Raw genomic sequence first — 21,822 nt, forward strand, 5'->3', positions numbered from 1 at the left:
GAAAATGTTTAAAGACTCAAATAACACGAAAGGACATGGCTCTATTCGTAAAAATAAAGTCTATGGAGCAGTAGGTGTACTTGCACTCGGTGCTGCAGCAATCGTTGGGGGAACTTCCCAAGCATCCGCAGATGAAGTAACTGATGCTCCTGTAAATTCAGAACCAGTTGCTACCTCACAAGCAAACGCAGACAGTCTTATGTCACAAGCTACAGCTGTTGCAACTTCAGATGTCTCTACTCCAACAACCACAGCGACTACAACAAACACTACTGACTCACAACCTACTGAAACAGTAGCAGAAGTAGCCACTACACAACCAGTAAGCACTAATGATAATAATGCTTACGCTGAAAAAGCTAGCACATCAACTGAAGCTGAAAAAGTAGCTATCGACAACTCAGCTGTCACAGATGCAGTTGCTACTGCCAAAGATAGCGGTGTAAAAGTGACACAAGATACTACCCAAGACAAGGGGACTGCGACTACAAGCGAAGAACTCGAAACAAAGCAAGCTGAAATCAAGGCCGACCAAAATGAACAAGTAGCTACAATCAAACAAGCTACCCAGGACGCATCTGGACGCCAATCAGCCTATGATGCAGCTGACAAAACTCACGACACACTTGAAACTCAAGTAGACAAAGCGGTTAAAGATAGTAATGGACTTATTAAAGCTGAAGCAACTGAAATCTCAAGTGGGGATGGTAAAAATGTAGGTGATTACAACACCTATACTGAACAGGTTAACAAGCAGATTGCTTCGAACAAAGAAACCATCGACACATTTAACAAAGATTATGCTGCTATGAAGGATAATGCTAACGTTAATGTTGATGGACGTGTGACAACACAAAATGTTGATCAATTGACTTACGGGAACTCTGTTCAAAATGGTAGTGTTAATCCAGACGGCACCTTCTCATTCACGCACGATATGAATGACTCAGCTAATGATAGCTTGGGTGTTTTGGGTACAGGTACCCTTAATGGTAAGGTTAATTTCACGTCTGCAGCTAACGGAGACGGTTCGACAACCGTAACACTTAATAGTCTCGATTTGTGGAACTATGCTTATACAAGTAACCGTCTGAATACTGGTGTTAACCAAAATCTTAACTACCACGTTTACACAGACGGAGAAGAAATCTACTCAGTGAACCACGACGGTAACTCAAGCTTTGCGGAAGATATCAATCGTAGTATTGCACTTAACAAGTCCTATGTCTTAAAACCAGGCGAAACTACTGGTATTATCCCAATTCTTAACATTGATGATAACTGGATTATCAATACGCATGGTCAGTTGAGTCTCGATTTCACTAATCCAAACACAGTGCCATCAGCTATAGTTAAAAAGGTTAATGAACCTGTTAAACCAGAAATTCCATCTGTAAGCTACCATGACTACAGTATGAATTATCAACCAACTTTAACTAAAACTGTCCTCAACAGCGACGGTGAAAATGTTAATGGTAAGATGATTCCTAAGAATGATGAACATACCTATGTTTTGAATAATCGAAACATCTTTACCAATGCAAAAGTTGGCGATACCGTGACAACACGTGATCCACTCGAATTTGGAGAAGTTCCAAACATCGAAGCCAACAAGACTGAAAATGAGGCTAAAGGTTGGAACGTTGATTATGATGAGGCTTCTAAGACCTACACATTTACTGCCAAATACGATGGTAAAGCTCTTGAAGCACCTACAATCAAGTTCGTAGCAACGGACGATAACGGTTTCTACGATAACACTTATAAAGCTGGTCGTAATGGTTACGAAACCTTCTCTGATACTGTCACTAACAAGACGCCAACAGCTCCTAAGCCACATAAGTCTGTTACTGATTCAAGTGGAAATGACATCGACGGAAAAACTACTGACGATGATAAAGTAACCTTCCATTTGACGACTGACTATAGCCCATACAAAGATATGGCTGCATCTAAACAAGCACTTAAATTTGCACTCCTTTATGACGTGCAAGATGGTGCATTCACAGTAGATGAAGATGCTATTACTATTGTCGATAGCAAGAACAAAGATGTCAAAGACCTTTTTGATATGTATCACGTACTTTCAGATAAAGGACGTACTGATGCCATCAACAAGATCCTAGATGAATCAGGTCTTAACCCAACTGGTGAGTTCTATCTCTGGGTAGCCAAAAACCCAGTTGATTATTACCAAGACTACATTCTAAAAAATAATAATGTAACAGTTAATCTCCCTGCTACATTGCAAGTCCCTGCAGGTACTACTGTAGAAAATGATTTCTATCAGATTGATTTTGGTAATGCCTATAAATCAAATCTTGTTTCATTCGATACACCACCAGCAGCACCAGTAGGAGAATCTGGCGGACCTACTTCTACCCCAGTAACTCCAGTAGAAGAAGTGCCTGTCCAACAACAAGCTATCAAAGTTCTTCCTAACACTGGTGAAAAATCAACATCAGCTATTGCTACTGCAGGAGCAGTTATTCTAGCTACTGCACTAGGTATGCTTGGTTTCTCTAAACGTAGTAAAGAATACTAAGATACCACCCACTTCTTAAAAATCCTTTTCCCTATTCTAAATTCATAATTCCCTAAAAACACAGCTCAAAAGAGTTGTGTTTTTTTAGGAGATGTCACTGGGTTACAAATAGATATTTGTTTTCCTATAATTAGGGAGTAATTTAAAACGAACTAGGAAGGAAGTTGTTGCTTATATGAGGACTGATAATTTATATAATTATGGACTTATAAAATCAAGACCATATAAGTAGAAAAAAGGTGTCTTTTTGAAAAATAATAAATTAATGTTCATGTTACTGATGAAATGGTTTGCTGAAAGTATTTATTTCCTTGAAATCATATTTATAACAGCTACTTCAGTTCTGTTATTAGCAAACAATATTTTTAATGTTTCAACAAAGACGATTCATATTGTCGCCCTGGTATTACTAGTGGTTTATGTATGTATTGGTCTGTTATTAGCTAATCGAAAAAATAAATTTACGATGTCAGTTAATTACTTTAAATTGATAGGAGCATTGGCTTATATCGTACTTATCACCACTCTAAAAGGTATAGTGTTTGATATTCTAACACATCCCCTAGTTACACTAGCGATTGCACTTCCTTATGTTGTAGCTATTGCCTTAAGAAACTTCAGCAAAGGTCAGATCAATAAAATCATTTTTGATGATAGACACAATGCAAATATCAGAGGAAGATTTGATACCGTAGATAATATCAAGGAATCTATGCGATCATCTATTGCTAGTAGCATTTCTCACGAGTTTAAAGGTCTTACGGAAATCAGAGATGAAAAGTTTAGGCAAGATACAGAAGGAAATGTAGCTGGTATGTTCAAAGTGTTGCTGAAATCTGGCTTTTGGGGGCTTAAACACATTCCATTGACTAAAGTAACACTGACATTTAACTTAGAATAAGAGGTAATCACGATGAAGAAAAATATTTTAACAACAGAACAAGCAAGTTTTTTGAAGCAGTACAGTTTCTCACTATACCAAGAACGATTTGAGGTATTATGTGAAGCTCAAAAAGCTGAGAAAGACGGGCATCTAAATTTTGCTTCGGACGATGAATATAAAACATTCATTGATGCTGTAATGACTGGAGAATGGTCTGAAGAACTCTTTATGATCAACCTCTCAAATCCTATTGGATGCGAACACTTCCTTGCAGCACGAGAAGATGGCAATGGTGGACTAATTTGGGATGTCGTCGATTATAGTGAGGGAGACTGCTTCACTAAAGAACAAATTCAGACGATTGTTCCAGAGGCATATCGATATAGTGCCTTTATGGTCTCTGAGATTGCTGCAGAAAAAGACTGGGGCCCAGAAGCTCAACACCAACGGATGGAACAGGCTATAAAACAAGCTAAAGAACATGAAAAGCCTATCGAGAACTTTCCAAAACCTCGTGTAATCACAGATGAAGAAAGTCAAAATGAACTTACTCAAAGTACTATTCGGACAGTAGCAGCAACTTTAAGACCTGCATAATAAACATGGGACGAACTAAGGATAGCATATAGTGATGCTATCCTCTCAGAATGAAGACAAACATCGTTTTTGATGTTTGTCTTTTTTATATTCACACTTAATTCTCCTATAACCCAATAATATTGAGGTGTTGGGATAAAATACCAGGTCTTTCCTACCATCATTTTTACCAATTTTTTGATATTTAGACATGCCAAAGTAAGCCCAACCTTATCCTCCATTTTGGACTTTCCTTTTTCTCTGGTATAACGCAAGTTATGATATTCTTTAGCAGTTCCAAATAAACGTTCTATCGTTTCTTTACGGTGTTGATACCGTTCCTTCATACGACTTTGATGACGGATATCTTCACAGACTTCTAGGGCATCTTTCCAAATATGACGCACAACGATTTTTTGGTGCTGGCGACTGTCAGTACAAATCACCAACAAGGAACAGGTCTTACAAATTTGGGGATCGCTTTTATATTCTCTATAGCCTTCACGTGTCGTTGTACATAAGTTAACACCTGATTCTCTAGACAAAGATAGCTGTCAAAATGCTCTTCATAGACAAAGTCTTTTGGACGTAGAAAGTCTCTTTTACCTCTAGGTCTAGTGTATTGCTTTACTTTTACATTATATACAGGAGCTGAGCCTTAATTTAAAGAGTCTGAAAGCTTTTAAATATTTTAAGACATTCAAGTTTTTTATCTTGAATGTCTTTTTGATTTGAAGTTGATTATAAGTATTTCACAATTTATTATTTTCCCAAAAATAGTTGTTTTTCGGAAAGTTAATTTATAATGACTCTCAAATATATAATTATAAGATACGCAAATTCTATCAAAATTGCGTATTTTTTTTAAATGTATTAGAATTAAATCAGTATAAATATGTACGAAAAATAAACCGAAATCAATAATTTGAAAAAATGGAATAACATTAAAAATGAGTATCTTTTATGTTTGAGGTATAGCACAATAGTGAGAGTACAGGTAGTATTGTACGGAGAGGTATCTTATGTTTAGTAAATTAAGTGACCATGATTTAAAAAAAGGAGTTTTTAGAACTAAATTCAGTCAATTAGTAACTCCAATAGGCAAAGAATCTGACTGGGCTCATTCAAAAGGTCCAGAATATCTTTGGATTGGATTAGCTCTGCAATATGGAAATCGAATAGAGCAAATGGAAAGAATGATGTTAGCTCTGACTAATTTATCAAAAGCATTAGATTTAGAAAAAATCTTGCCTTTACCGACAATGAGTTTAATACTTAATTTAGATATTGATGAGAAGAAATTATTTGTTGAATCATTAAGTTCTGCTTTCGACTTATCAATATTTTCTCCACTTTCAATAGTTTTGCCTGATAGCGAAGAGGTTTTGAGTAAAAATTTTTACAGCAAGAGTCACTCTTTTAATCAAAGACTAGATATACTTGTTAAAGTACTAAATGAAATATCTGACCAATTTAGTCAATTATCAACGGATGTAAGATATTTTTTACTGTATTACAAAATGCTACAGGGAAAAATTAAATTTGTAAAATCGCAGTCACACATGGTAGACGGATTAACTAAATACCCTTACTTGGATATATCGGATCCAGAAATGAGAATTATTCGTCCTCAGATTCGCTCAATGGAGGTAGCTTTATCAATGTTCGAAGATATGAATTATCCTTACAGTAAAAGATTTTGGAATAATATTAGTCAACTAACTGATTGTGAGGTATATTCAATTGTTATGGATAGAAGTAATACTATAGATTTGAATAATATAAAAGATACAGTATCTTCGGCATTAAAATATTACAGAGATATGCTTCAAAGTATAGAGCCTTTTAACGAGAAACTCTATGTTTTAACTAGTATCCTAACCTATTCTTATAAGCGGTTACTAGAATTAATGAATCATGATTTGCAATATACGATTTCAGGTCGTTCCATAGTAAGATCGTGCATTGAAAACTATGTGATGACAAAATATTTAATTGCTGAAGAAGAAAAACACAAAAATATTTGGGAAGAATATCAATATTATGGTATTGGTGGATATAAACTAATTTCAGAACGCTATATAGAAAATCAGCCTGAATTAACAAACTCTCATATTAATTTTGAATATCTAAATTTACTAGTATCTGAATTTCAAAATAAAGAATTTATAGATATGGATACTAGATATTTCGGAAATGGGAATATAAGACAAAAGTTTAAACAAGTTGAGGAAGATGATTTATATAAATATCACTATGATTATGATTCTCAATTTGAACATGGACTTTGGGGAGCGATTAGAGAAAGCTCGATTTTAAAATGCACCTCTGCTGGACACCAATTCCACGGTATTCCCGATGTAGACGATATTCAAAAATTACCTGATGTTAGTCATGATCTGGTGATGGTTTTGACAAAGCATCTATCAGTCATTAAAGAAGTGTTTCCTATTCCAAGTGAGCAAATTGAAGGTGATAGTTTATGCTAGATAAACTAAGACAATCACAAAATGAATATTTAGAGTTACTGAAGAGAGTTAGAGGGGACTTGAACTTAGAGAATGTAGCTTATCATTTAGATAAAATTAGAAATTTTTGGTTTAGAAAACAAAAATTATTAGAGATGTGTAGCCAATATCTCTTTAATAGTTCGAACACATATTTTTATACAGCAGTTTCTAAATTTAATGTAGATAACTCAGATAAGAACATCCTCTTTGCATTAGGGAATTATCAAATATTTGACGATCCAATACTATCCTATTTAGAAGTAATAGAAAAAGGAAATACAGTACATCAAAGGGAAAGATACTTCAAAAAATTAAAAGAAAAGATTGTAGAGTCAATAGATGATTTGATAGTTTTATTAGAAAAAGAGATTCCAAATTTTTACGTATTACCACTAAGATTTTCTAGTTCAACTATCAACAAAGAAAAAGTTGATATTAGACCGTTTATTGAAAACTTCTTTATAGAAGGAATTGATTTTAATAATTTACACAAGTACGAGAATATAGATGCTGTGGTCGTACATAAATACTTATCGCAGATATTATTCTTTGATTATGACGATCCTACACAAGCGATAAAAGACCGTTTGAAACAATATCGAATTGAGTACTCAGATATAGTCCCACAAGATATGAATGATACAGAACTTTTCCGATTTATTATCTATGGCTATTTCAGTCAAGCTATGGATATTTTTCTGACTTCCTACTCTTTCAATATTTTCCCATTCTTTTCTAGCCTAACTACATACATAAATTATAATGTTTTCTTATTAAATATCGTGCACAATTCGAAAAAAGAAAAACTAGAACATTTCTTAAAAATGTCAAGATTAACCTTACCCATTTGGTTTGAATACGATAAAAAAGGAGTTGAGCTAAGTATTTCTGAAATACGTGAAAGAGCAAAAAATAAAAACTTTTCAGATCGTATAAGAGAGATTTATAATTCTCTCGATGATTTCAACACCCAAGAGCAGTTGATTACTGAGGTTGAGAATTGTGTACATTTATTGATAAATTATGAAGGTAGAGGTTGCTAGTAATGTTGTTTCTCAATAACATAAGCTCCGAAAACAAATTTTTGGTAATCTAATGATAATCCATTGTTTGTAAGATTAGGTTATAGGTGTTTATTCCCAACGAAAATGAAGTTTGAATGCTTAATTTAATAGGCTTTTACAGATATTTGATTTTTGTTACCCAAAACCAGGCTTGAAAAAAGCTCGTAAAGCATCACAATTCTCAAAACGTTAATCAACACGATTATATCAACGTTTACAGACATTCAAGAATTTTTTCTTGGATGTCTTTTTTTGTTCAAAAAACTAAAGTTCACCCCAAAATTCACCCCAAGTTCACCCTATTGCTTTTTGAGACTTCTAAAGGCTATTTCTCCTGCTGTTTGATTTACTTTTTCAGTAGTATTGACATAAGTCTTCGTTATTTGGATGTCACTATGAGTAAGTGCTTCTGAAATGGCCTCAAGAGAAAAACCTGCTTGTTTAGCAAGATGTTGAAATTTATGAGGTCCTTGATGGATATTATTTTTCTTCATAGTATGTTATGTTATAATGTAGATACGATATGAAAAAATTAAGATATCTCTTTAAATTTTGTAAATGCCACTTTGTGTGAACATGAGTGAATTTGAGTTTAGAGAATGATACGAGATGGTTTACAATGATAAGTTTAGAGTTGATGTCTGAAGAAAATAGCATAGATGTTTATTCTTTTGAAAAAGAAAATAGAGAGTATTTTGAGCGAAGTTTACCTCCTAGACCAGCTCACTATTTTGATTCAGAAAGTTTTAAAGAAATTACAAGGGAATTGTTAAGGGAACAAGAGAATCATGATGTCTACATGCATCTTATTAAAGATGCACAAGGTGTTATGGTTGGAAGAATCAATTTAAGTGTTTTAGGGAAGGATAGAAAAACAGCAGAACTTGGATATAGGATTGGAGAAAATGTTACTAATTTAGGATATGCCAGCGAAGCGGTTAAACTCGTTTTAGAAAAGGCCTTTACTACTTATGGTTTACATAAGATTATCGCGGGGACGGCAACGTACAATCTGGCTTCTCAGAGAGTGCTTTTAAAAAATGGTTTTACCTTTAGTAAAATCATAGAAAATGACTTTCAAATGAATAACGAGTGGATTCATACGGCAGTATTTGAGATAAGGAATCTATAGCATCATCATTACCAGCCGTTTGCCAAACCTCAACATTTCTAGTAGACATTCGTCTACTTTTTTATATGATAAATTGCAAGAATAAGTGCAACATCTACTCCAACTCCTCCACTAGAGCTTCATAAGCCAGGTCTTACGAAAATAGGTAGAGTTTGAATTGAAATAGCAATTTACTGAATTTAGCAAAAAGAAAAACGCTTGAAGTCAGTGTTTTTCTTTTGTATTGATTCGTATTGAATCCTAATTTTACTTCAGTAAGAATGAATTATTTCTTAACACATTGAATTACCTTATACTCTTAACTCAAAATAAAGAGAAAATATTTATTTAGTATCGTTGATGAATAGTATCCTTAACTTCTAAACTCCAGTAATTTTCATAGTGGTACTTTATCTATGAACAGATAACAGTGAATTTCTTTAAATAATAATCAAAAGACTACTTTAAAATGTTAGAACATTTAAGTATAATAAAACAGAATAATTAGTAGTAAATCCCTGATAACTATTTGGGATCCTGAAGACTTGATTTTTAGAGATTGAAAATGAAATTTGATTTTATGAAAAAAATTGATACAAAGAAAAGTGCCATAATTTCTCTTATCGTACTATTATTTTTTGGTATAGGGTACTATGTACTTGCAATCTCACCACATCAAAGAGCGGTACAGTCATTTAATGAAGTGACAGCAAAAATTCAAAAAGAAAACAAGCGACATCAATAAACAAGTTAAATCACTAAAAAAACAAATTAACTACTCGACAGAAATAAAACATCTTAAAGATAAAAACCAGAAGTATTCAACAAGTGTTAAGCAGTTAAAACAAATTACCAATCCTTCCAATACATTTGTGGAAAGTCGTCTTAAGGAAATTGATACGATTTCAGATGTTCAATCAGCTACAGAAGATAATGATCCAAACCAAGGTTTAAACAAGCAAGGAAGTTATACGGCAGCAGTTTATTTCGCTGACAATGAAGTGACTAATCCAGTTCCTGGTGCTGATTTAGTAGCAAAAGGTACAGATGCAGGTGGATGTGTTGAAGTCTATAAAACGGCAGAAGATGCCAAAAAACGAAATGACTATTTAAGTGCTTTCGATGGCCTTCCAACTGTCATCAATCCTGGTTCACACTATGTATACGGAACAGTTGTTATTCGTGTCGCAGCATCATTAACGGCCTCTCAACAAAATGCTTTGACGCAAAAGATATATGAGAAGTTAATTGAGATTAAGGATGATAGCACAAGCAAAAACTCCTCAAAAACGGAAACCTCATCCTCTACGCAACTATCATCATCGTCTAGTTCAAGCTCTACTCAAACAACTGTTAGTGAATCAGCTCAGAGTAACACCAATGCGGTAGCTGGAAGTACCCCAACAACACCTGCACAACAACAAGATGCTGGAGTTCCCGAATCATCAAAAGAAACAAGGGTAAATCCTGAATTTCATAGTAATATTGATGAAAATGGTTATAACACACTCTTGGGTGTTTATGTGCAAGATATGATTGACCAGGCAAATAACTATCATGCTACTACCGAGCCATCATCATCAGGAAGTCCTGAATAGGTTCCTTATAACTCTATACTCTTTTTAAAAAGAATCAGAAGACCACTGAAAACGCCAATTACATAGTTATTGGTGTTTTTTTACTCTCAAAGACTATTGGCAACGTTGTAACACTTGAAAACCTCACCAAAATAGTCTATACTTTTGTTAGTTTATATACTAACAAAAAGAGGTGACACATGGGATATTTTGATTACACTAGGGAACCTCGCAGTGATATTGCCTTTATTGATATGAAGTCTTTCTATGCTAGCGTCGAATGTGTTGAGAGAGGACTACATCCTCTAAAGACTTCTCTATGTGTTATGAGTAGAGCTGATAACTCTGCAGGTCTTATCCTAGCTTCTTCACCGATATTTAAGTCTGTGTTTGGAAAATCAAATGTTGGAAGAGCATATGACCTCCCTTTTGATGTTCAAACAAGAAAGTTCTCGTACTACAATGCGAAGAAACAAGGACTGAGAACAGATCCAGAATACGTGCGATTCATTGAAGACTGGGCAAAAGTGACTTTCATCGTTCCTCCCAGAATGGACGAGTATATCGCAGTTAATATGGAAATCCAAGGCATTTTTCAAAACTATGTTAGCCCAAACGATATTTACCCTTATTCTATAGACGAGGGTTTTATTGACCTGTCTAGTTCTCTTAATTACTTCGTTCCAGATAAGCAGTTGTCTCGAAAGCAAAAACTTGACCTTATTTCAGCAAGAATCCAAAGGGACATCTGGAGACAAACTGGTATCTATTCAACCGTTGGTATGTCCAATGCTAACCCATTACTTGCTAAACTTGCCCTTGATAATGAAGCAAAGAAAACACCAACCATGAGGGCTAATTGGTCCTATGAGGACGTGGAGCAGAAGGTATGGTCTATTCCAAACATGACAGATTTCTGGGGTATCGGTAAAAGAATGGAGAAACGCTTCAACACGTTAGGTATCTACTCAATCAAAGACTTGGCAAATGCTAACCCAGATATCTTGAAGAAAGAATTAGGAGTAGCTGGTATTCGATTATGGTTTCATGCTAATGGTATTGATGAAAGTAACGTTCATAAACCCTATAAACCAAAATCAAAAGGTCTAGGCAACTCCCAGGTTCTTCCTAGAGACTATTTTAGACAACGAGATATTGAAATTATCCTTAGAGAGATGGCCGAACAAGTTGCTATCCGATTGAGAAAGATAGGCAAGAAAGCGACTGTTGTTTCTATACATCTTGGCTACTCTAAGCATGAGAACAAGCGTTCTATCAATACTCAAATGAAAATTGAACCAACGAATAACACGGACCTGCTGACAAACTATGTGTTGAAATTATTCCATAATAAATACACTTCAGGAGCAATCCGAAGTGTAGCGGTTAATTATTCTGGATTTGTAGATGAATCTTTTGGATTAATCTCACTATTCGATGATGTCGAACAAATTGAAAAAGAAGAAAGGCTCCAGACAGCAATAGATTCTATCAGAGACCAATTTGGTTTTACCTCTCTGCTAAAAGCTAATGCACTTGATAGTGCATCGAGGAGTATTGCCAGAAGTAGTCTCATCGGAGGTCATTCTGCTGGTGGATTGGATGGTTTAAAATGATTGATCGTTCTTATTTACCATTTCAAGCAGCAAGAGAATACCAGGACCCTGGGATGCAGAAGTGGATGGGGTTCTTTTTGTCTGAGCATACCTCATCATTACATGCTGCTAAAAATCGTGTTGACTTCTCAACAGAACTAAGTAAGCCTCAGAAACTCTTATTACTTTCTCAACTCTATGCCAACCAACTTAAAGGGCAATTTACTATCAAACATCGTGATAGAAAAATAACTTTATTCGGTGAGGTGAGAGAACTGTCTCGTAAGGAAATATCAATAAAGACTAGTGAAGGATATAGATTAGTTCAACTCGACAATATTCTTCAAATTGCACCAACTCTAAGAAGTTAGAAAAATAATTTACTGAGAATGAGTAAAAAGTCAAGATTTCTTAAAAAAACCTTGACTTTATTTATTTTTCTGATACATTGAGTGTGATAATTTATATTTCTAAAAATTATATAATGTTGCCCTGGAGGTTTATTTTGTCTATTAATAAGTTTTCTAAATATGGAATTGTTTTAGTTGCAGCAATTACTCTTGCAACTGCTGTGCAAACTCAATTCGGTCAGTCGTCTACAAAGGTATATGCTGAAGAAACAGCTAGTGATGCTAACTATAAAGATTATCGTATGTTCTATGTTTATTCGGCAGATTATCCCGATGAACCTAATAGTGGTGGTATGGCAGGTCGGGTTATTAAACCTAGCGAACCATACGTTGTAGATGAGAACTTTCGTGCCCCTGGAACATATAGTCATTATGACGTATTCGATGACACCGGCAAACATTACAATGTCGGCGATATTATAACTGTCAATGATCCTTTAGTGAATCACAAGAACGAGGAAGATAATAGACTATATTACTACTATTATCCTCTAAACTCTGATAATACAAGTGAAGCACCTGCAAACAGCACAACGCCAGCTACTAGTGAAAATCCAATATCTGATAACGATCCACGTCTTAATCGCATGTTATACATTAATGTTTCATCACCAGATGACCCCACATTGGGATGGCTCACTGGTGAAGTAGTTACTCCTAAAGGATATATTGTAAAGTCAGCTGGAGAGGTGGAAGGGTTCCCATACTTCACAATTACTGGATCTAATGGTAAAAACTATTCGGTTGGTGATATTATCACAACGGAAGAGCCAGGATTATTTGGCCATGCCAACTATGAGGATGATGCCCTATATTATCGTTATTATAGAACTAACCCTAATTCAGTAAGTGAAGCTCCTGCGAACAACACAACGCCAGCTACTAGTGAAGCTCCTGCAGTAAGCACAACACCTGCTACTAGTGAAGCTCCTGCGAACAGCACAACACCTGCTACTAGTGAAACACCTGCAGTAAGCACAACACCTGCTACTAGTGAAGCTCCTGCAGCAAGCACAGCACCAGCTACTAGTGAAACACCTGCAGTAAGCACAACACCAACTACTAGTGAAGCTCCTGCAGCAAGCACAACACCTGCTACTAGTGAAACACCTGCAGTAAGCACAACACCTGCTACTAGCGAAGCACCTGCAGTAAGTACAACTCCGGCTACTGGTCTAGTGCCTTCAAAAAACATTCATTCCATGAATTCTGTCACTTCTCCATTTACACAAACACGTAATGCAGGAATTAAATCGGAAGCTGATGGAAAATTGACAAGTCACGATTTACCAAAAACAGGAGATACAAACTCTAAAGTTGGTATGCTAGGTATGGTTTTGGTAGGACTTGGTTTGACAAGCTTCGTTTATAAAGGGCGTCACAGACGTTCATAATAAACAATGACTAGAGGCAAACTTAAAGAACGAGACCATTGAAACAGTCGTCTTTAAATTTTAAATAGTAACGAAAAACGAGGAATCTCCTTAAATAGGAGGAGATTCCTCGTTTTTTCTAACTTATCATAAACCGTGTTAACAATTTATAGTCTTTATTACCATATACATAGTTTAGCAATGAACTATATATCGTATATGATGTATTAACCGTTAAATGAGTTATAAATCACTCAAAGCTTCTTTAGTCGTCTCTGCAGCTACGTGTGCATAAACTTCTACCATTGCAGTCCCCTTGTGTCCCAATTGTTGAGAGACTAATAGACTGTCTTTTGTTTGCTCGTATAGACGTGTCGCAAGTGTGTGTCGCAGTTTGTGAGGAGTAGTAGGCTTACCATAGGCGGTAGATAGCTTCTTCACCAAAAGCTCGACAGAACGTGTGCCAAGCCTTGCAGGCACTTTATTCTGAGTTGTTAAGAAAAATGCTTTATCTGAATCACTTGCTGCGTAGCGTCCCTTCCTAATTTCTAAGTAACGCTCAATATAAGGTATACCAAATGGAGCGATATTTACAACGTCCTTTTTCCCACCTTTACGAATAACTGTAATCGTACTTGTGGCTAGATTGACATCTTGCATATCTAGGTTGACTAATTCAGATAAACGGACTCCAGTAGATAGTAGAAGTGCTATGACAGCAAGATCCCTCTCTTTATTTTTAACAAACGATACCTGGGCACGTTTTGAGATTTTCTTTTCATGCTCATTGTCGATATAATCTAGGAAAGACTGTGTATCGTTTAGAAAGAGTTTTTCTTTCATGTTATCTGCACGACTAGCCAAGGTATCTTTAGGTTTCTTGATTTTCACCTTAACCATGACATTTCGGTAAAAATAAGGCTCGCCCTCATCATCCTCAGTTTCTTGGGTAAGATACTTAAACAAACTAGAGAGGGCATCTTTAGTTCGAATAACGCTGACTTCAGAGATTGAACGACGCTCAGTATTTTCACGAAGGTAAACAAAGTAGCCTTCGATAACAGACTTTGGTAAATGGGCCAGCTCATCAATATGAACATCAGCAATCGTATCATAGTCTGCATAACGTACAGTTTCACCCAATTTCTCATGATCGCTAATCAACCATTCAAAAAATCGTCTATATTCTTTTAAGTACTCATACAGTGTCTTGTAGCTATATGGAATAACGAGCTTTGCTTGATAATATTCCTTAACATACCAAGGCATAATTTCAAGCAACTCGTTTATATTTTTCATAAGTGTTTCTTGTTTCATATTAGCCTCAAATCTAACAATTTTCTTGTTAGTAGTAGTTTATCATAACTAATATGTGTATTCAACAAATACTTGTTTTCCGAACAGATGTGTGGTTAATTATCAGAATATCTGAAAAAACTAACAAATATTATCCTAATATACCTCTATTTTCTCAGGTTTATCTAATTCTATTGGAAGAACTGGTATATGCTTGTGCATTATCCCTATTGAATAAGTCGAACTATAATGTACAATCTCGATTGGAAGTTTATATCTGTATCTATTACGATAAACATCAGTAAAGTCTATTAAAAGATGATCTCCCCTAGCATAATATTGAATTCCTCCGTTATCCTCTGAAAAAGGGTTTTCATTATCATAAAAAGAGAACTCGATTGTTAAGCTGATTTCTTCTTCCTTAGGAACAGCAAACATTTCAATGTTCGCCATATCATCCTTTAGCAATACATTTTTATAGTATAAATCACGAGGACCATGTGCTATCATGACCTTAGACTTTGTTCCATTTTGTGAGCACAAACGAATAGAGGATAATATTGCAGTCTGTAAACCTATATTGGTTATCTTCAATTTACAAAGCACGGTCTTACGAAAAATATTCGATAATTCTTGAGAAATTGTTTTTTTGAGCTCTGAATTATCTTCAATTTTCTTTTGAATTTCTTCAAGCTCCTTTTGGAACTCAGCACGATTATTATTGTTAGCTTTCTCCTCAATTTTTTTCTTTGTATAACAAGAAAGGTTTAATCTTTTTTTTAGTTTCCTATCGTTTTCAGATAACTCGTGTAGTTTCTTAAAAGCTTCAACTCCTCTCACTACATAGAGATCGGACGATATGAAGTTAGCTGGTACGTTTTCTATTGAAAATTGTAAGAGAGGTAAGTTATCCGCTTTTCTTCCTTCTGCTGATATCAACCTTTCATAGTTAAAAGTACAGTAAATCCCCATTACAGTAACTACGCCTCCTATTATTGTTCCATAATAACCTAAAACATCTGAACCATTTAGAAGGCTATCTTTTTTGAAAAGCCCAAGATGCCAAGAAAAGAGAGGAATAATAAAAGAAATCAACAGACTTAATACTAGCACATGAACTATATACTTCTTCAATATCTGGTGAATATCAAATTTCTTAGCAATGAAGCATTGATATACTGCTAAGAATAATATGAAGATGGCTACTACACCAATCCAAGCCAAACATTCTACTATTTTATCTGGAACCTTCCATGTTATCCCCAAAATACTTAATCCTATCAATTTTTAATTCCTTATAATTCTTCCTTCTACTCAAAAAAGCTGATTTCTCAGCTTTTTAATCAATCATGGAGCTTAGTTACTCTTGAATTGCATCGCTTCATCGCTCTGCACAAATTCTCGTTGAGAATCTGTTAATTCCTCAAGTTCATCACAACCAATAAGTCCAAAGACTTCCATACCATCTTTTGTACTTACGATGTATGCCTCAAGTTCCCTAGCTTTGTCAACGTCTGACACTAAGTAAATGTTTTTTTTAGTCATTACTTCATCGGCCATTTTTATCTCCTTCAACCCTTTATTAGTGTTTAATCTTCCCCCAATTTATCATGTTGGGCCCTGAAGGCGTATAATGGATCAAAATCTGAATCAAGTTTATTGTTGTCGTCAGCTTGTTCAGCCATCTTAGCATTTAAACTATTTTCCATCCTCCCAATACAATCCATTACCTTCTTTATCATTGTAAGGGTTTCAGAAGTAATTTTCAAGACTTCACTTGAGTTTTCGTTATTTTTGATTATGTCGGAATCCTTCATTTTCTGCTTTAGTCGTTCTTCTATTTCATCTAAACGTAGCTCTTTCATGCTTAGCTGAGGTTCTGAAGATGTGAATACTTTCTCTAAAGGTTTTATGCTTTCAACCGTCAAATCTTCAATTTTTGTGACGTTCATAATGACTTTAGCGCGTGCTTCTTCTTTTCCATTATGACCTGGTATATAGATATAGTTGTTGCTACCAAAAAATGATTGTTGGGTAATATCATTCTTAGCTAAGCTTTCAAATAGTGAATCATGACCTTCTACTAAACTGTTAGCAAAATAAATATTTCTCGTGTCTCGGAAAAGTTGGGTATTGAAAATAAATGGTCTGTTCTTAGAGAAATTATTGACGTGAGGAGAATGGAAAAAATGCTCTGTTGATAGGTAATGTACGTAAGGGACCTTACTGAGTAGCTGAGACAAAGTATTCGTATCCATTTGAGCCTGCTCATCAAAGAGGAAGATATCTGTAATGTGGTTTGTTGGAGACGTTACTAACTCAATATCCTTTTTTAAATAACCAGCTAGCAGAACGGCATGTTTTTTCTCATCCTCTAGATCTGCATGATTGTGGGTAATCGTAATCTTAGCTTTATCTTCTAAATACGATAGAGCATTCCAAGAAATATGTGACTTAAATCCCATAATAGCGACTCTGTGGTCTTTAGATTTTGCAAAGTTAGTCAGCTTATGAAAAAAGGGAGAGGCTTCAAAAGGAGATAGGACGTAGGGATCAATATAGATATTAAGCATCAGTATCACCTTCTTCTTGATTTAACTCTTCTAGTTCGGCATCTTTGATTAGTGGACGCTCGTTAAACGCTTCATTCATTCTAAAAGGCATGTATTTGGCTACACGACCACCATCAGTTGCATTTTGACTTCTGATAACAACAAGAGACTTATCAATCCCTTCTTCTGCAGCAAGTTCTAGGTTAAGGAAAATAATGTTATTAAGGTTCTTATAGCCACCATTTTCAATAAGCATATATTTGTCTTCAATTTCTTGAATATCATCAAAATTGTCCACGATAATCAGTAGATAACGTTTGTTGCCTTCTTCATCTAAACCATCCTCGAAACGTCCAAAGTGTTTAAAGACATTGAGCAATTTATCAAGATCGCTGGTATCACCTACGTTAGTGATATAAGGATACACATCAAAAAGATTCTTTGTACCATCATCTTCCTTTTTATTGAGAGCTAACTGACCGATAAAGAGATATCTAGGAACATGGACTGTATACGTATGCTCTTTCTTCTTCGCCTTTTTGGCTTGTAATTCTGATTTTCGTTTCTCCATACCAGAAAGAGGACTTTTACTCTCACTCTTTTCTTGTGTCTTTGTCACTGTATACGTGAACTTCTCCAGTTTTGACGTAGGAACAAAATAGGCATAGTTTTGATTAAATTTGAAGTTCTGATAGGCATCTACGACCTTCCAGTATCGAATAGGAGAGTAGTTATCTTCTTCCCGAAGAATATCTTTCCATTTATAAGTGAAGTTTCTGCTGATCTTATTTGCTAGTAAGAGCAACATCGTTCCATGACTGTAAATAGAGTAACTTGTTGCAAGAGCCCCTGGAGTGTCTTCACGTTCAAACTCCCACTCTTGAACCAAGTAAAACTCTCTGAGTCGTTTGAGATGCGGTTTGATTTTAGGAATCGGTAAACCAAACTCCCTTGAAATTTGAAGGAGTTGAACATTTCGGAAAGTAGCTATAAATAGTAGGATATCCATATCTAACTGGTTTAGTTGCTTACTTATTAACTCGTAATCTGTTTCTTGACTATAGTTAATCTGAATGATGTAATCCTCTTGAAGTTGCAAATGGAAAGGAAAGTCATTCTTTGGGTAAACTTGTTTCAGTAATGGTGTCGAGGCATACTTCTTATAATAGTCGTCCGAAAATCGAGAGACAGTATTCAATGTTGCTTTTCCATCGATTGTTCTTACCCCAAAACGGCGTAGTCTTTCATTGAATTTCTTAACGAAGTCTTGATAGGCTTCCAGTGCTTCAGCTGAAGGCTCTTCTCCTGTTTCAGATAATCGAACTGTCCCATCAGGCATGAGAGTGACTTCTTCCCCATTAAATATTTTCTTCGGATAAAGTGGAAGATTGATTTTCTTAGCAATATTTTGTAACCATTTTTTATTACCTGGTGTTCTTGTCATTTGTCTAGTCCTTCTCTTCAATTTTTTGGAACCATTATACTAAACCTCATATACCTTTTTTAACCCAGTGACACCCACGCACAAATTAGAACTCAAAACCAAGAGCCAGATTGATATACTTCTCTGATAATGTATACTTGATAAATTGCAAGAATAAGTGCAACATTTACTCGAACTCTTCTATTAGGGCTTCACAAGCAGTTCTGTAAGGTAAACATTTTCGTGGTCGGTGATTGATATCATATAAGGCCTTGTTCAAAGCCTCATCAGAGATAGTCGCTAAATCTGTTTTCTTTGGGAAATTGGCGTACCAAGCCTAAATCTTCCAAGTGTTTCTTTGGGTTGTCGAGTTTTTCCTTTATGACGAAGGACGCTCAAATCCAGATCAATCAAACCAGCATAGAGCCAGTTATAAATAGTTTTAAAAGCTACCATTGGCTTTTGTTCAAGCTGATAGCGGACCACAAATCTGTTCAGGCGACCAAGAGGATTTTTAACCGTTCTCAATTTCCTTTTTCAACTTTGGTGTCAAACAAGACTTTTGACCTTTTTGCTTATCCCTACGGTTGTACTGTTCCTCTGCTGGGACTACTCTATGTTTCCATTCATAAAATGCAGAACACGTAATTCCGAGCAGATTGCACATTCAGCTAATGCTTCAACTTTTATTTCTGTTAAAGCATTCAATCACTAAGTATTTTGATTCATGGCGCTGTTTACCTAACCTCGTCAGCTAGTTTGTGATGATTCCTTTTGTCAATTAAACTTTCTTCGCCACTACTAATACATTTTTTACAAGTTCCATTTTAAATTCTTTTGAATAGGAACGATTTTTTGTTTTCTTTGTAAATCCTAAAATCCCATATTTTTTATAGATAGCAGCCCAATCTTGAATCGCCCTTGTGGAAATATGGAGACAGTTACGTATTTCAGATCTGGAACAATTACCATTAATATAATCGATACAAGCTTGTTCTTTCTCGAATGGAGTGTAATTTTCTCTTCTAGACATAAAAATACCTCTTAAGTAGATTTTAGGTATTTACCATGTCTACTTAAGAGGTATCATATCAGAACCGGTGGCTTTCTCTTCGGCTGAAAGCCTCTGCTACCGGCCGAGGCCTAAAGGCCTACCGAATGGTTTCCCTTCAGCACCACCTTTGCTAGCTGACCTGTATAGCAGGTCTCCTTAAGATTACTTTCTTTTATTCTTCTCACCTGTAAACGGATTATACTCCTCAAATAGACTTAGCTGATCTGCTATCACGTCTTCTTGTAATTGATTACGAATATATTCTTCAAGTCACTTCTGATTTCGCCCAACCGTATCAACATAAAACCTGCGACACCAAAATTTGCGGTTCCCATATTTATAGTTTAAATTAGCGTGTCGATCGAATATCATTAAGCTATTTTTACCCTTTAAATATCCCATAAATGAGGAAATAATTTGTTTCGGTGGTATACTCACCAACATGTGAGTGTAAGCTGGGCAAGCTTCTGCTTCATGAATTTCAATGCCTTTTCTTTCACATAATAACCGTAAGATTTGACCAATACTTGCTTTGTATTTCCCATAAATTATTTGACGTCTATATTTTGGGACGAAAACAATATGATACTTACAATTCCATGTAGTATGTGCTAAACTATTATTATCCTGTCTCATCAGGGGTCCTCCTTTTGTATATTAGTTAGTGGTCGGGAAACCTTATCTAATATATCACTTTAGGGGGACTTTTTTGATACATCGCTAAAAGCTTTTCGGAACCACTAGCACAGCTAGTGGTTTTCGTAAAACAAAAAAGAGAGAACCGGAACGATCCTCTCTAGATGTTAGTTATAAGTCACCCACTACAGTTGACAAAGAGCCATTAGTGATCATAGACTAGCGTTCTTATTATTCTATTAGCTTTTTTACAAATAATTACCATAATTTATATAACCTTCAACCATGATATCTTTTCTTATTAGAAAAATTGGAGCTCCCCATTCAATAACCGAACTAATACCTTGATAACTTTTAATAATCATTAAATCAAAATCTGCTGATAAAGAATAGCAAACGCCTAAATAATTTAAAGTACAAATTGTATCACCTTTCCGAACCCTTTCATTTTCCAAATAATATAAATCGCTAATAGTTCCAACTATGTTTGCAGTAATTAAGAATATCCCTTCTAATTTCAATTCAAATAAATTAGTGCAAACAGTATTTTCTACAGTATACCTTTTAACAACTGATTGATTTATGTTTTCTTTAAAAAATGGACTTCTTTGCAATTCTGACTCCCATAAAAATAAAATATTCCCACTTTGTAAAATGAGGTACAACGAAAAGACATGTTCGTCTTATATACTAGAATTCCCCAACTCGGTATAGAAAGACGATGAACATATCCTACACTCATTCGACCAGAAAATCTCGTTATTCTCACTTATCAACCACTGTACAAGGAAAAATTAGTTCCCATCTCAAGATAGGGAGGAAACCAGTTGAGATTGCTTGTCTATTAGGACGAAAACGTTCGACAATTTCTCGTGAGGTTAAGCTTGGTACGCTCACTCAGTTCTAAGATAAGAATGGTAAATGAACTAATTTTGCTGATAGCGGTCAATGTGTCTACGAAGAAAACCGTAAAAATAATGTCTATCTAAAGTTAGACCAGTATTCATCACGATTTATTAAAGAGCTAGAGAAAGCTGTTACCTCCACAATCCGTCGTCACAGTGTGGATACGTTTATTCACGAATAAAATGTTATAAAAAGTAAGTATACAAAATGTGTGATGTAAAGAATTTGGCATAAGTTGAAAAAACTTTGTTTAACCTAAAGAACAAGGACTTTTCTTAAAATTTTTAGATATTATGAAGTAATAGTTAATA

Annotated in this window: 19 protein-coding genes and 4 pseudogenes; 12 read left to right on the forward strand and 11 right to left on the reverse strand. The window is 35.2% G+C overall.

Annotated elements, in window-relative coordinates:
- Nucleotides 1-4 precede the first annotated feature (4 nt).
- The 3 genes from H7U04_RS09535 to H7U04_RS09545 all read left to right on the forward strand — a co-directional run bounded on the left by H7U04_RS09535 (nt 5) and on the right by H7U04_RS09545 (nt 4,025).
- Nucleotides 5-2,545 (forward strand): SspB-related isopeptide-forming adhesin, encoded by a 2,541-nt coding sequence (locus tag H7U04_RS09535; protein WP_201059710.1) that lies wholly within the window; start codon nt 5-7, stop codon nt 2,543-2,545.
- 247 nt (nt 2,546-2,792) lie between these two features.
- Nucleotides 2,793-3,446, forward strand: coding sequence for a hypothetical protein (locus tag H7U04_RS09540; protein ID WP_110981328.1), 654 nt, complete (start codon nt 2,793-2,795; stop codon nt 3,444-3,446).
- A gap of 12 nt (nt 3,447-3,458) precedes the next feature.
- On the forward strand, nt 3,459-4,025 hold the full coding sequence (locus H7U04_RS09545; protein ID WP_073689384.1) for a hypothetical protein: 567 nt from the start codon (nt 3,459-3,461) through the stop codon (nt 4,023-4,025).
- Here the strand turns inward: H7U04_RS09545 and H7U04_RS09550 are convergent.
- Nucleotides 3,980-4,629 (reverse strand): annotated as a pseudogene (locus H7U04_RS09550) (transposase); the annotation flags it as partial. The gene H7U04_RS09545 and the pseudogene H7U04_RS09550 overlap by 46 nt on opposite strands.
- 397 nt (nt 4,630-5,026) lie before the next feature.
- Between H7U04_RS09550 and H7U04_RS09555 the strand changes: the two are divergent.
- Nucleotides 5,027-6,493, forward strand: coding sequence for a DUF5677 domain-containing protein (locus H7U04_RS09555; RefSeq protein ID WP_110981329.1), 1,467 nt, complete (start codon nt 5,027-5,029; stop codon nt 6,491-6,493).
- The gene (locus H7U04_RS09560; protein WP_110981330.1) at nt 6,487-7,557 is read left to right on the forward strand and encodes a hypothetical protein; all 1,071 of its coding nucleotides are present in this window, start codon (nt 6,487-6,489) and stop codon (nt 7,555-7,557) included. Before H7U04_RS09555 ends, H7U04_RS09560 begins: the two co-directional genes overlap by 7 nt.
- Nucleotides 7,558-7,877: 320 nt before the next feature.
- On the opposite strand, the gene H7U04_RS09565 is transcribed toward H7U04_RS09560, so the two are convergent.
- Complete coding sequence (locus tag H7U04_RS09565; RefSeq protein ID WP_075227838.1) at nt 7,878-8,072, reverse strand: integrase; 195 nt, start codon at nt 8,070-8,072, stop codon at nt 7,878-7,880.
- A 125-nt stretch (nt 8,073-8,197) separates the two neighbouring features.
- On the opposite strand from H7U04_RS09565, the gene H7U04_RS09570 reads away from it, so the two are divergent.
- The 6 genes from H7U04_RS09570 (at nt 8,198) to H7U04_RS09590 (ending at nt 13,665) form a co-directional block, all read left to right on the forward strand.
- Nucleotides 8,198-8,710 carry a GNAT family N-acetyltransferase gene (locus H7U04_RS09570; RefSeq protein WP_110981331.1) on the forward strand — a complete coding sequence of 171 codons (513 nt, stop codon included), beginning with the start codon at nt 8,198-8,200 and terminating at the stop codon, nt 8,708-8,710.
- A 544-nt stretch (nt 8,711-9,254) separates the two neighbouring features.
- Nucleotides 9,255-9,434 carry a hypothetical protein gene (locus H7U04_RS11445; RefSeq protein WP_073689379.1) on the forward strand — a complete coding sequence of 60 codons (180 nt, stop codon included), beginning with the start codon at nt 9,255-9,257 and terminating at the stop codon, nt 9,432-9,434.
- Between the two features lie 127 nt (nt 9,435-9,561).
- On the forward strand, nt 9,562-10,287 hold the full coding sequence (locus tag H7U04_RS09575) for a hypothetical protein (RefSeq protein WP_230309971.1): 726 nt from the start codon (nt 9,562-9,564) through the stop codon (nt 10,285-10,287).
- 179 nt (nt 10,288-10,466) lie between these two features.
- Nucleotides 10,467-11,882 (forward strand): Y-family DNA polymerase, encoded by a 1,416-nt coding sequence (locus tag H7U04_RS09580; RefSeq protein ID WP_110981332.1) that lies wholly within the window; start codon nt 10,467-10,469, stop codon nt 11,880-11,882.
- Nucleotides 11,879-12,232: a hypothetical protein gene (locus tag H7U04_RS09585; protein ID WP_110981333.1), complete on the forward strand. Its 354-nt coding sequence runs from the start codon at nt 11,879-11,881 to the stop codon at nt 12,230-12,232. The genes H7U04_RS09580 and H7U04_RS09585 overlap by 4 nt, the downstream gene beginning before the upstream one ends.
- A gap of 134 nt (nt 12,233-12,366) precedes the next feature.
- On the forward strand, nt 12,367-13,665 hold the full coding sequence (locus H7U04_RS09590; protein ID WP_181419179.1) for an LPXTG cell wall anchor domain-containing protein: 1,299 nt from the start codon (nt 12,367-12,369) through the stop codon (nt 13,663-13,665).
- Between the two features lie 222 nt (nt 13,666-13,887).
- Here the strand turns inward: H7U04_RS09590 and xerS are convergent, their stop codons facing one another.
- The 9 genes and pseudogenes from xerS to H7U04_RS09635 form a co-directional block, all read right to left on the reverse strand.
- Complete coding sequence (gene xerS / locus H7U04_RS09595) at nt 13,888-14,961, reverse strand: tyrosine recombinase XerS (protein WP_110981335.1); 1,074 nt, start codon at nt 14,959-14,961, stop codon at nt 13,888-13,890.
- 135 nt (nt 14,962-15,096) lie between these two features.
- On the reverse strand, nt 15,097-16,164 hold the full coding sequence (locus H7U04_RS09600) for a hypothetical protein (RefSeq protein WP_207185740.1): 1,068 nt from the start codon (nt 16,162-16,164) through the stop codon (nt 15,097-15,099).
- Between the two features lie 132 nt (nt 16,165-16,296).
- Complete coding sequence (locus H7U04_RS09605; protein ID WP_110981337.1) at nt 16,297-16,500, reverse strand: hypothetical protein; 204 nt, start codon at nt 16,498-16,500, stop codon at nt 16,297-16,299.
- Between the two features lie 29 nt (nt 16,501-16,529).
- Complete coding sequence (locus tag H7U04_RS09610) at nt 16,530-17,513, reverse strand: hypothetical protein (protein ID WP_110981338.1); 984 nt, start codon at nt 17,511-17,513, stop codon at nt 16,530-16,532.
- The gene (locus H7U04_RS09615) at nt 17,506-18,936 is read right to left on the reverse strand and encodes a hypothetical protein (RefSeq protein ID WP_195916123.1); all 1,431 of its coding nucleotides are present in this window, start codon (nt 18,934-18,936) and stop codon (nt 17,506-17,508) included. The genes H7U04_RS09610 and H7U04_RS09615 overlap by 8 nt, the downstream gene beginning before the upstream one ends.
- Nucleotides 18,937-19,102: 166 nt before the next feature.
- Nucleotides 19,103-19,534, reverse strand: a pseudogene (locus H7U04_RS11545) (IS30 family transposase); the annotation flags it as partial.
- A 162-nt stretch (nt 19,535-19,696) separates the two neighbouring features.
- Complete coding sequence (locus tag H7U04_RS09625; protein WP_181419180.1) at nt 19,697-19,948, reverse strand: transposase; 252 nt, start codon at nt 19,946-19,948, stop codon at nt 19,697-19,699.
- A 183-nt stretch (nt 19,949-20,131) separates the two neighbouring features.
- Nucleotides 20,132-20,605: pseudogene (gene tnpA, locus H7U04_RS09630) on the reverse strand (IS200/IS605 family transposase).
- A gap of 248 nt (nt 20,606-20,853) precedes the next feature.
- Complete coding sequence (locus H7U04_RS09635) at nt 20,854-21,219, reverse strand: hypothetical protein (RefSeq protein WP_110981340.1); 366 nt, start codon at nt 21,217-21,219, stop codon at nt 20,854-20,856.
- Nucleotides 21,220-21,326: 107 nt separating this feature from the next.
- On the opposite strand from H7U04_RS09635, the pseudogene H7U04_RS11455 reads away from it, so the two are divergent.
- Nucleotides 21,327-21,683, forward strand: a pseudogene (locus H7U04_RS11455) (IS30 family transposase); the annotation flags it as partial.
- Nucleotides 21,684-21,822: the final 139 nt, after the last annotated feature.

It is taken from the genome of Streptococcus sp. 22.1 (genome assembly GCF_016648645.1).
Lineage (GTDB): Bacteria > Bacillota > Bacilli > Lactobacillales > Streptococcaceae > Streptococcus.

What these genes read in the sequence shown, in the direction of transcription:
- H7U04_RS09570 (WP_110981331.1), top strand. Translation starts at nt 8,198, where the DNA reads ATGATAAGTTTAGAGTTGATGTCTGAAGAAAATAGCATAGATGTTTAT.
- H7U04_RS09625 (WP_181419180.1), bottom strand. Translation starts at nt 19,948, where the DNA reads ATGTCTAGAAGAGAAAATTACACTCCATTCGAGAAAGAACAAGCTTGT.
- H7U04_RS09545 (WP_073689384.1), top strand. Translation starts at nt 3,459, where the DNA reads ATGAAGAAAAATATTTTAACAACAGAACAAGCAAGTTTTTTGAAGCAG.
- H7U04_RS09560 (WP_110981330.1), top strand. Translation starts at nt 6,487, where the DNA reads ATGCTAGATAAACTAAGACAATCACAAAATGAATATTTAGAGTTACTG.
- xerS (WP_110981335.1), bottom strand. Translation starts at nt 14,961, where the DNA reads ATGAAACAAGAAACACTTATGAAAAATATAAACGAGTTGCTTGAAATT.
- H7U04_RS09610 (WP_110981338.1), bottom strand. Translation starts at nt 17,513, where the DNA reads ATGCTTAATATCTATATTGATCCCTACGTCCTATCTCCTTTTGAAGCC.
- H7U04_RS09615 (WP_195916123.1), bottom strand. Translation starts at nt 18,936, where the DNA reads ATGACAAGAACACCAGGTAATAAAAAATGGTTACAAAATATTGCTAAG.
- H7U04_RS11445 (WP_073689379.1), top strand. Translation starts at nt 9,255, where the DNA reads ATGAAATTTGATTTTATGAAAAAAATTGATACAAAGAAAAGTGCCATA.
- H7U04_RS09565 (WP_075227838.1), bottom strand. Translation starts at nt 8,072, where the DNA reads ATGAAGAAAAATAATATCCATCAAGGACCTCATAAATTTCAACATCTT.
- H7U04_RS09585 (WP_110981333.1), top strand. Translation starts at nt 11,879, where the DNA reads ATGATTGATCGTTCTTATTTACCATTTCAAGCAGCAAGAGAATACCAG.
- H7U04_RS09555 (WP_110981329.1), top strand. Translation starts at nt 5,027, where the DNA reads ATGTTTAGTAAATTAAGTGACCATGATTTAAAAAAAGGAGTTTTTAGA.
- H7U04_RS09580 (WP_110981332.1), top strand. Translation starts at nt 10,467, where the DNA reads ATGGGATATTTTGATTACACTAGGGAACCTCGCAGTGATATTGCCTTT.
- H7U04_RS09535 (WP_201059710.1), top strand. Translation starts at nt 5, where the DNA reads ATGTTTAAAGACTCAAATAACACGAAAGGACATGGCTCTATTCGTAAA.
- H7U04_RS09605 (WP_110981337.1), bottom strand. Translation starts at nt 16,500, where the DNA reads ATGGCCGATGAAGTAATGACTAAAAAAAACATTTACTTAGTGTCAGAC.